Raw genomic sequence first — 9,418 nt, forward strand, 5'->3', positions numbered from 1 at the left:
CGAAAGAAAAGCGGCGATCATCACGTGATTCTCGCTCAATATTCGTAACCAGTAAGCGCATACCCTGAATCACTTAAAGTGTAATTCTCAGGGTGCGAATGACTATATTTCGCTCATCGCTGCACCAGCTTTGTGCGCAAAATTATTAGAATCCCTTTTCTTGCATCAAAGTTAAACATATCTGCAGATAAAAAGAAAATTACTCCTGGCAAGCCTTTTGCAATAAGCCTTTTGCAATAGTACCTGGCGAATTTTAATTTTATCTTTTTGGGATAGGTCAATATGAAATTTAGAGCATTACTGGCAATGGCATTACTGACAATAAGTACTTTCGCGTTAAGTGAGACGCATCTGCCGCATATTGTCATCCTTGCTACGGGAGGTACCATCGCCGGCTCGGCGGCGAGTAATACTCAGACCACAGGATATAAAGCCGGGGCAATTGGCGTACAGACGTTGATTAATGCCGTGCCTGAGATTAGTAAAGTGGCCCGTATTGATGGAGAGCAGCTGGCAAACATTGGCAGTGAAAATATGACCAGCGAGATAATCCTCAAGCTATCAAAACGCGTAAACGAACTGCTGGCCCGCGATGATGTGGATGGGGTCGTGATTACCCACGGAACGGACACCCTTGATGAGACGCCTTACTTCCTTAACCTGACCGTAAAAAGCAACAAGCCGGTTGTCTTTACGGCAGCGATGCGTCCGGCAACGGCAATCAGCGCCGATGGTCCGATGAATCTGCTGGAAGCGGTGACTGTAGCGGCTGACCCGGAGGCGAAAGGACGCGGAGTGATGGTGGTTCTCAATGATCGTATCGGTGCTGCCCGTTTTGTCACTAAAACCAATGCCACGACACTGGATACCTTCAAAGCGCCGGAAGAGGGTTATCTTGGGGTGATAGTGAGCGGTAAACCGCAGTTTGAAACCCGTGTGGATAAAATTCACACTGTACGCTCGGTATTTGACGTGCGTAACCTTAACACATTGCCCAAAGTGGTCATTATATATGGCTATCAGGACGACCCTGAATATATGTACGACGCGGCGATTGCGCATCATGTCGACGGTATTATTTATGCAGGCACCGGAGCGGGGTCGGTCTCTGTACGCAGCGCTGCGGGAATTAAAAAGGCGGAAAAAGCCGGTATCGTGGTCGTTCGCGCCTCACGTACGGGGAGCGGTGTCGTTCCGGTTGATGACGGCCAGCCTGGACTGGTGTCCGATTCGCTTAACCCGGCAAAAGCGCGAATTTTGTTGATGACGGCACTGACCCAAACTAAAAATCCGCAGCTCATTCAGCAATATTTTCACACTTACTAATTTTATCCGGAGATAGTTCCGCACCTGCCATACCCGGGGTAGCCCCTGTACGGGGCTACCCGTCTGTGTCACTGATGCCTGTGTTGATAGCCACCGATAGACTCCAGTATTCGGGCAGTCGCTCCAGCGGCAGGGCGGGAGCCGGTTTTTCACCTGCAGCATGGTGATGCTTTCCAGATGCTGAGCCGGATTGTTTCAGTCAACTCTGGCTTGTGCCGGGTTGACACCCTTTACGACTGACTTACGCGTATGCTCACATTTCTCCCGCGCTTTCATGCAATGTACCGGGCGCGATGAAAATAAAAAAATCCACGCAACGGCGTGGATTTAGTGAGTTTTAAGTCTTCATGAGAGGGGATGGCATCTCATAAAACTGTAGGAAGGGAATCAGACGTTGAATTGTGATTTGTTATTTATTATATTGATATTTAATGTTTTTCTTTGAAATGTTATTTTTATACTCATTCATGTACTCACTTTGGTTGATGCTGTTAACTGAGGCGAGTTACCGCCGCTATTCATTTTATTTTCAATGACTCTGGCAGCAGTACAGTGATCTCATGTATTTTCGCAAATCTACCAAATAGTGGGACAGTCCAACTTTATGCTAAGTGCATAACATCCATGCCTCCTTATGAGCTTCAGAGGAGGCATGGGTCACGGAATTTATTAGCCTATATTAAAGACTTTACTTAACTGTTATATTTATTGCATCATACTCAATACCGTTCGTATATTACTGGCATTAGTGGCAATAATATCAATCGCACCCGTACGTAATGCGCCAAGAATTGCCATGGCTTTGGTTGATTCAGATGCGATGGCAATGACACAGGGGATATTTTGCAACTCGTCAACACTTAAACCAATCACTCGGTTATCCATCACTGTGTTGACGTGTGTTCCCTGAATATTAAAGAAATCGTAACCTGCAATATCGCCAATGACACCTTGATTTAAACTGGCGTCATTAATTTCCTGGGGGGTGAACCAGCCGAGTTTGACCATATAGCTGTTTTCATTCATATCACCGATACCAACCAGAGCTATATCGGCTTTACGGGCACGATCAAGAGTTTCCTTAATCGTACTGTTACCCATTAGAAAGGATTTTACTTCAGGATTTTCTACATAGGCAGGTGCGTAAAGGGTTTCGCTACTACCACCAAATTTTTTTGCCAGTAACCGACTGATATGGTCTGCATTAATCACATCTCCGGGCCTGTGTGTGCCTCCTATCCCGCAAATAAAGCGACAATCTCTTGGCTGTATTGTATTGGTATATTCTGCTACTGCTGCAACATTGCGGCCCTGACCTACAGTGACGACCATATTGTCCTTTAAGATAGCAGCCAGATAACTGGATACCTGTCCTGCAACCAGACGTCGTTGTTCTTCTTCATCGGGATGGTCGAGAGCAATTAACGCCCGACTGATGGAGAAGCGTTCAATCATTTGTTTTTCCAGTTGGGTACTGAAAACGGGATGATAACGGACATTTATTTCGACAATCCCTTCTTCTCTTGCCCGCTTCAACAGGCGACCAACCTTAATACGAGAAATTCCAAATTTTTGAGCTATTTCTTCCTGAGTGACCTCATCACGATAGTAGGCAATAGCAATTTCAGTCAATAATTCAAGATCCTGTGACGGTTTTTCCATATGATTTTGTTTTTCCTCTCAGATCGGGACACTCAGCGTAACTCAGGAGAAGATACCCCGCCAAAGCGGGGTAGTATAGTTATTTCAGGCAGGAACAGGATTCAACTGGGCATTAACGCTGTCAGCCATCTGGCATAATAACAGGCAGCAGGAGGTTGCCCCTGCATCAAGTACGCCCCGTGAGCGCTCTCCCAGCCGGCTTGAACGACCAATTTTTGATACAAGGTCAAGCGTAGAGTCACGCCCCTGTTGTGCCGCGACTTTCATGGTAGACAGTGCTTCTTCAAAGCTGGCCCCCTGGTTTACGGCATCACCAAATGCATGTACTGCCGGAATCAGACTGTCCATCAGACATTTGTCACCTACTTTGGCGCTACTGATATCCTGTAGCTCGCTCAGACCATTTTCCAGCATGTGATGGAAGTCTTCTTCATTCAGGACATCTTTCCCACGGACACTATTGGCCATGCCCAGAAAGAAACTACCGTAAAGTGGTCCCATCGAGCCACCAATACCTTCCATCAGGGCATCAGAAATCGCATCAAATCCTTCAGCCAGCGTCAGGGTTTTGCCTTTAATCGCGTCGCCGCACATGGCAAAACCTTTTGACATATTAATGCCATGATCGCCGTCGCCGATGGCGCCATCAATATCACTCAGGTATTCACGATTACTGATGATGATGTAAATCAGATCAGAAATAATAGCGTTGCCCGACTGCGTAGAAAAATGTTGCTTCATAACTTACTCCACCTGGGTTAAACCAGTCGACTGAACCGATACATCCACCAGTCCCTTCAACTCATCATCGACTTTCATCAGTGTCAGAGTAACTCCCATCATTTCCAGTGAGGTAAAATAGTTACCTACATACTGTCGATGGATACGGATCCCTTTTTCACTGAGAATTTTTTCAATTTCTGCATAATAGATGTAGAGTTCCATCACAGGTGTGGCCCCTAATCCTGAAACCAGCACCACGACCTCATCCCCGGCATGTGGCTGCATATCGCCGAGCACCATATCCAGCATGGTCTTTTCAATATGGGCTGCAGACTGGATTGGCGACACGTCCACACCGGGTTCGCCATGATGACCAATACCCAGTTCCATTGTTCCATCGGCAATATGGAAATTAGGGTGGCCCACTGCAGGAATGGTACAGGAAGAGAGACCGACCCCGATAGAGTAGCAATTATTGATGGCTTTCTGTGCGGCGTCGATCACTCCATCAAGGTTATAACCTTTTGCCGCAGCTGCAGCGCCTACTTTCCACATCAGAATTTCGCCAGCAACCCCCCGGCGTTTCTCTTTCTCAGTGGCCGGCGCGGAGGCTACATCATCATTCGCTACGACAGTCTTGACGGTGATCCCTGCGGCCGTAGCTTTCTTGATGGCCATCTTAACGTTCATGTTGTCGCCGGCATAGTTGCCATACAGGCAGGCGACACCGGCACCGCTATCTGCGGCTTTAAACGCATCAAGGAACGAGCCAGCAGTCGGGGAGGAAAAAATCTCGCCAATGGCCACCGCATCAAGCAGGTTCTTGCCGACATAACCTAGAAATGCAGGTTCATGCCCGGAGCCACCCCCGGTCACAATCCCGACTTTTCCCTTAATCGGGGCCTTCGGGTATTTCAGCACTCGGGCATTATCCGTGGTGGCTAAATATTCCGGATGAGCTTTCAGATATCCATTGATTGCATCTTCGACGACATGGTCTGGATCATTGATAATTCTGTTCATTACTGTCTCCGTGGATCAAATTAGTTAAAACAAAAAAGACCATGTTACTGAATGGTGTAACCACCATCGACGACCAGATTCGCACCCGTCACCATATTTGCTGCATCGCTGGCGAGGAATAACGCCGCTGAAGCAATATCTTGTGGCTCAGCAAAACGGCGCAGTGGAATTTTACTTTTCATTTCATCTGCAACCGAGCCTGACCAGGCCTTCCGGCCCAGATCGGTCAGCACAACGGTAGGAGAGATAGCATTGACCTGAACATTATGAGGCCCCCATTCCAGAGCCATCACCTGAGTCATACCGATGACCCCCGCTTTACTGGTGCAATATGCCAGGTGGTTAGGCAGCGCAACAACCCCGGCTTGAGATGCGAGATTGATGATCCGGCCATGACCCTGACGGATAAAATACTGACCGGCCGCCTGGCTAACCAGAAACACCCCTTTGAGGTTTACGGCAATGGTTTTATCCCAGGCGTCTTCGGAGACCTCTTCAGCAGGCTGCAATATGACAATACCTGCACTGTTAACAAGAATATCAATCTGGCCAAAATGTTTTACTGCTGCTTCAAGCGCCTGTTCAACCTCGGCTTTGTTGGTTACATCCAACTGGATGCCATGCATGTTTTCGCCGTAGCTATTGGCGACCTGCAGGACGTCATCCGCCCGATCGAGTAGGACCACTTGAGCCCCTTGTTCAGCAAAACATTCCGCAATCGCCCGTCCGATCCCGTTAGCTCCGCCAGTGACAAGGGCCACTTTTCCTGACAGAGAGAAGAGGGAAGATGCTGAATTAGGTAACTGACTTTTCATATAATTATCCTCAGTGTCACGTATATATCGGTTCATTAATTAGGGTTAAATATCGACAGTTGTGCCGGATTTATGCTGTTTTTTTATGGCAACCATCCGGGCCTGTGTTTCAGTCTGCTCAGGAGACAGGGTCACAAATTTCATGAGTACAGCACTGAACAGGTACAAGCCAGTAAAGATCCAGATAACGCCAGAGGCACCGTGGCTGCCGATGAACAAGCCAACCACTGCGGGTCCGACAAAGGTACTGAGTCCAGCCCCAAGATTAAGTACTGACATGGCTGCACCGCGATTGTCTGGTGCCAGAGAAGGCATCAGAGCGGAGAGCGGAACGTATGCGGCAAGACACGCACCGAACAGACCTGCGGCTATAACGGTCAGCAAAAAATTTGGGCCAAAATACTGTGGGACGTAGAAGAACATCAAGGTAGTAAGAGCACATCCGACACAACCACACCACATCACCACGTTGCGCCAGCCAAGCCCATCACTGATGATGCCGAAAATTAGATTAAAGATGATGTTGACACCCCAGAGTGCCGCATACATTTGTAACCACTCATTACGGCTGAAGCCCATATCCATCATATACATAGGCATAAATACAACGAACCCATAGGCAGCAGAAGTGTTGATCGTACGAACTACGCCACCGATACCAATTTTGGGGTTGTCAAAGATGATAGTGATACCCTTAAGAACATATTTTAATGAGACTTCAGGTTTAGCTGCTACCGGTTCATCTTTTTTGGGGCGGTTCAGAGCTATCGCAATAACAGCACCGATCACAACAAATACTAAAGCGCTCCATAGGGTATGCAGTTCCCCAAGGTACGGCAGGACTAAGCTGGAATAAAATACCCCAAGAACACTCAATCCGCCGCTGTAAACAAACCAGAAGATACCAACAGCCGACCCCAGTCGCTGCGGGGGAGCTTCATAGGCGACCCAAACCAGGAAACCATAGGCAAACAACGGATAGCCAAGCCCCCTTAAAGCATAAGTAGGGATCATGATTTCGAGGTTATTGCTCGGGAGGCCAAAAGTCAGGAATAGTACCGATCCGATGATAAACATCAGTACTCCGGCAGTCATGACCCTACGGGCGGTGTAGATTTCGGCAAGAACACCAGAAAACCAGGCTGCTATAGCTGCAGCAAAACCATAAACGCTAAACAGAAGTGCAGATTGCTGTATTGTCAGCCCGTGGCTTATCAGATAAGGAGACAACCATCCCTGCTCCAGACCTTCACCCATCATGAAAACCAAAACACCTGCATAACCTAACAACAGTTTCGGTGGCAGGCCTGTGCGTTGTACCAACCCGTTGAACATAACCGACTCCAACATAATTTATGATTTTGATACATAGGCCACCGACGTCTCACATTGTGGCTCGGGGTATCCTGGTTGCGATAACGACTAAGTAGTCGTATGGATGAACAAATGATCAATCGCAAATCTCGCGCTTAACAATAATTCATTTGATGTGCATATGAACATTAACGATATTGTTGTTTGTTGTCTGTTGTGAGGTATTGAAACTGTGATGCTGTTAACAAATTTGTTTATAAGCTGTTTTTTTATGATTATTTGTTCATTATTTAATTTTTATATGAACATTTGGTCTGTTTTTTATTGTTGGCAACATTTCATATGTTCATCTATTGATTATTTGTGTGGGGGGATTTAAGGTTATCTCACGGATCTGAAGAGTGGAATTTTCTCCAGGTCTGGAGTCCTTACCTCATAACAGCCTGGAGATTCTTATGTTGCCTATCGCTATTGGTGCGGATGATGCCGCCATCGAATTGAAAAATTTATTAATTACACACCTGAAACAGCGTGGCTTTGCTGTAACTGATTACAGTCTCGAAACGGGTATTGAAGATGCCTGCTATCCGGATATTGCATATACGGTCGCTCATGCAATTAAGGCGGAACGGCATCAGCGCGGAATTTTGCTTTGTGGTACAGGGATCGGCATGAGCATTGTTGCAAACAAGGTTCCGGGGATACGTGCTGCACAGTGCCATGATACTTACTCCGCTGAACGAGCCAGAAAGAGTAATGATGCGCAAATCATGACGCTGGGAGCTCGAGTTGTCGGACCTGAACTGGCGAAAAGCATTGTGGACAGTTGGTTACGCTCTGAATTTGAAGCAGGGCGTTCAGCACCGAAGGTGGAAAAGATCAACGAGTATGAAGCTGCTGGCAAATTGCGGTGATGCTTCTGCTGTAAATAATTTTTATTATTTAAGAGGTTATTATGAACCAACTAGAAGCACTAAAAAAATACACAACGGTTGTTGCCGATAGCGGAGATATAGAGGCGATTCGTCAGTTCCAACCTCAGGATGCCACGACTAATCCATCTTTGGTGTTGAAAGCAGCCCAGTTAACACAGTATCAGTCATTAGTCACTGATGCGATTGGTAAGGCGTGTAGCCAGGGGGGGAATCAGGAAATCCAACTGGCCAACGCATGTGATCAGGTTGCTGTCGATATTGGCACCGAAGTGTTGCGCCATGTTCCGGGGCGTATTTCGACTGAAGTCGATGCCCGTTTTGCTTTTGACCGCGGCATGTGTGTATCGAAGGCACGGAAAATCATTCGGTTGTATGAAAAGAACGGTGTTGGGCCGGAGCGAATTCTAATAAAGCTGGCCGCCACCTGGGAGGGCATTCGTGCTGCGGAAGAGCTGGAGCAAAGCGGTATTAACTGCAACCTGACTCTGCTGTTTTCTTTCGCACAGGCTCGAGCCTGTGCAGAAGCAGGAGTGTTTCTTATTTCGCCATTCGTGGGCCGTATTTTTGACTGGTATCAGAAGAACCAGCCACAGGCTGAATACCTGGCGGATCGTGATCCGGGTGTAGTGTCAGTGCGTAAGATTTATCAGTATTACAAGGCACATGGTTACAGCACGGTAGTCATGGGGGCCAGTTTTCGTCGTATCGAGCAGATTCAAGCTCTGTCTGGTTGTGACCGGTTAACGATTTCACCGGCTTTACTTGATGAGCTGGCGGCCAACAGAGATCCGCTGCCCCTCCAGTTACAGCCCGGCAATGTGACCGAAACACTCCCGAGCCCGATGACTCAGGCAGAGTTTCTGTGGCAGCACCATCAGGATCCAATGGCGGTTGAAAAACTGGCAGAAGGAATCCGCCTTTTTGCCGTGGATCAGCTCAAGCTGGAAAATCAGATTAGACAGATGCTGTAAATGTCGGGGAAGAAACTATGAATAAGTCGATTTTATCTCGCCGTTTGTATGCTAATGCGCTTCGAGCATTAAGCATGGATGCTGTACAGAAAGCCAAATCCGGCCACCCGGGTGCCCCGATGGGTATGGCTGACATTGCCGAAGTCCTGTGGCGTGATTTCATGAACCATAACCCGCAGAACCCGGCCTGGGCCGACCGCGACCGCTTTGTGCTGTCCAACGGCCACGGTTCCATGCTGATTTACAGCCTGCTGCACCTCACCGGGTATGATCTGCCGATCGAAGAGCTGAAAAACTTCCGTCAGCTGCACTCTAAGACTCCGGGCCACCCGGAAGTGGGCTACACCGCTGGCGTGGAAACCACCACCGGTCCGCTGGGCCAGGGGATTGCTAACGCCGTGGGCATGGCTATTGCGGAAAAAACGCTGGCTGCGCAGTTCAACCGTCCGGGCCACGATATCGTTGACCACTTCACCTACGCCTTCATGGGCGACGGCTGCATGATGGAAGGGATCTCGCACGAAGTCTGCTCCCTGGCCGGTACCCTGAAGCTGGGCAAACTGGTGGCGTTCTATGATGACAACGGTATCTCCATCGACGGTCATGTGGAAGGCTGGTTCACCGACGACACCGCTAAACGTTTCGAAGC

General features: G+C 48.2%; 8 protein-coding genes and 1 pseudogene. 4 read left to right on the forward strand and 5 right to left on the reverse strand.

Annotation, left to right across the window (positions count from 1 at the left end; translation table 11 throughout):
* Positions 1 to 282: 282 nt before the first annotated feature.
* On the forward strand, positions 283 to 1,326 hold the full coding sequence (fraE, locus tag BV390_RS29545; protein ID WP_085397616.1) for a fructose-asparagine asparaginase: 1,044 nt from the start codon (positions 283 to 285) through the stop codon (positions 1,324 to 1,326).
* A gap of 705 nt (positions 1,327 to 2,031) precedes the next feature.
* On the opposite strand, the gene BV390_RS29550 is transcribed toward fraE, so the two are convergent.
* The 5 genes from BV390_RS29550 to BV390_RS29570 form a co-directional block, all read right to left on the reverse strand.
* Positions 2,032 to 2,988, reverse strand: a complete 957-nt coding sequence (locus tag BV390_RS29550; protein WP_046852247.1) for a sugar-binding transcriptional regulator — start codon at positions 2,986 to 2,988, stop codon at positions 2,032 to 2,034.
* 84 nt (positions 2,989 to 3,072) lie between these two features.
* Positions 3,073 to 3,729, reverse strand: a complete 657-nt coding sequence (gene dhaL, locus BV390_RS29555) for a dihydroxyacetone kinase subunit DhaL (protein ID WP_046852248.1) — start codon at positions 3,727 to 3,729, stop codon at positions 3,073 to 3,075.
* A 3-nt stretch (positions 3,730 to 3,732) separates the two neighbouring features.
* Entirely contained in the window at positions 3,733 to 4,734 is a 1,002-nt protein-coding gene (locus tag BV390_RS29560) for a dihydroxyacetone kinase subunit DhaK (RefSeq protein WP_085397617.1), read from the reverse strand.
* Between the two features lie 44 nt (positions 4,735 to 4,778).
* Entirely contained in the window at positions 4,779 to 5,549 is a 771-nt protein-coding gene (locus tag BV390_RS29565) for an SDR family oxidoreductase (RefSeq protein WP_046852250.1), read from the reverse strand.
* Between the two features lie 45 nt (positions 5,550 to 5,594).
* Positions 5,595 to 6,884, reverse strand: a complete 1,290-nt coding sequence (locus BV390_RS29570) for an MFS transporter (RefSeq protein WP_046852272.1) — start codon at positions 6,882 to 6,884, stop codon at positions 5,595 to 5,597.
* Positions 6,885 to 7,318: 434 nt separating this feature from the next.
* Here BV390_RS29570 and rpiB point away from each other — a divergent pair, with 434 nt between their 5' ends.
* From rpiB to BV390_RS29585, 3 genes and pseudogenes are all read left to right on the forward strand, one after another.
* On the forward strand, positions 7,319 to 7,777 hold the full coding sequence (gene rpiB / locus BV390_RS29575) for a ribose 5-phosphate isomerase B (protein ID WP_046852251.1): 459 nt from the start codon (positions 7,319 to 7,321) through the stop codon (positions 7,775 to 7,777).
* 41 nt (positions 7,778 to 7,818) lie between these two features.
* Positions 7,819 to 8,769, forward strand: coding sequence for a transaldolase (tal, locus tag BV390_RS29580; RefSeq protein ID WP_046852252.1), 951 nt, complete (start codon positions 7,819 to 7,821; stop codon positions 8,767 to 8,769).
* Between the two features lie 17 nt (positions 8,770 to 8,786).
* Positions 8,787 to 9,418, forward strand: a pseudogene (locus tag BV390_RS29585) (transketolase); the annotation flags it as partial.

This window comes from Klebsiella sp. YJ (assembly GCF_002108615.1).
Taxonomy (GTDB): Bacteria; Pseudomonadota; Gammaproteobacteria; order Enterobacterales; family Enterobacteriaceae; genus Klebsiella; species Klebsiella planticola.

What these genes read in the sequence shown, in the direction of transcription:
- fraE (WP_085397616.1), top strand. Translation starts at nt 283, where the DNA reads ATGAAATTTAGAGCATTACTGGCAATGGCATTACTGACAATAAGTACT.
- BV390_RS29550 (WP_046852247.1), bottom strand. Translation starts at nt 2,988, where the DNA reads ATGGAAAAACCGTCACAGGATCTTGAATTATTGACTGAAATTGCTATT.
- dhaL (WP_046852248.1), bottom strand. Translation starts at nt 3,729, where the DNA reads ATGAAGCAACATTTTTCTACGCAGTCGGGCAACGCTATTATTTCTGAT.
- BV390_RS29560 (WP_085397617.1), bottom strand. Translation starts at nt 4,734, where the DNA reads ATGAACAGAATTATCAATGATCCAGACCATGTCGTCGAAGATGCAATC.
- BV390_RS29565 (WP_046852250.1), bottom strand. Translation starts at nt 5,549, where the DNA reads ATGAAAAGTCAGTTACCTAATTCAGCATCTTCCCTCTTCTCTCTGTCA.
- BV390_RS29570 (WP_046852272.1), bottom strand. Translation starts at nt 6,884, where the DNA reads ATGTTCAACGGGTTGGTACAACGCACAGGCCTGCCACCGAAACTGTTG.
- rpiB (WP_046852251.1), top strand. Translation starts at nt 7,319, where the DNA reads ATGTTGCCTATCGCTATTGGTGCGGATGATGCCGCCATCGAATTGAAA.
- tal (WP_046852252.1), top strand. Translation starts at nt 7,819, where the DNA reads ATGAACCAACTAGAAGCACTAAAAAAATACACAACGGTTGTTGCCGAT.